General features: G+C 74.1%; 1 protein-coding gene. It reads right to left on the minus strand.

Features of this window, described 5'->3' with window-relative positions:
* Window positions 1-560: circularly permuted type 2 ATP-grasp protein (locus G3I71_RS46100; protein ID WP_203733067.1), on the minus strand; the 560-nt coding region annotated here is incomplete at both ends.

Raw genomic sequence — 560 nt, forward strand, 5'->3', positions numbered from 1 at the left:
GTACGCCGAGTTGTACACGCCCGGCGTCAGCACCACGACGGTCGGGTCGTCGCCGCCCGCCGGTGCCGCCGCCATGAGCGCGGCGAGCAGCCGCCGCGAGTAGTCGACGACCGGCCGGATCCGCAGCGTCGCGAACAGCTCGGGGAACGTCTGGGCCATCGCCCGGCGGTTCGACAGCACGTAGCTGACGCCCGACGGGACGCGGACGTTGTCCTCCAGGACCCGCCACCCGCCCAGCGAGTCGCGCACGAGGTCGATCCCCGACACGTGCACGCGCACGCCGTTGGGCGGCTCGACGCCACGTGCGGCGCGGTGGAAGTGCGTCGAGGACACGACGACCGAGCGGGGGACGACGCCGTCGGCGACCGCCTTCTGCGGGCCGTACACGTCGGCGAGGAACGCCTCGAGCGCACGCACCCGCTGCGAGACCCCGGGCGCGACGTGCTCCCACTCGTCGCCCGCGAGCACGCGCGGCACGACGTCGAGCGGGAACGGCCGCTCCTCGCCCGCGAAGTCGAAGGTCACGCCCTGCTTGAGGTACGAGCGCGCGAGCGTGTCGG

It is taken from the genome of Streptomyces sp. SID12501 (assembly GCF_010550245.1).
Taxonomy (GTDB): Bacteria; Actinomycetota; Actinomycetes; order Streptomycetales; family Streptomycetaceae; genus Streptomyces.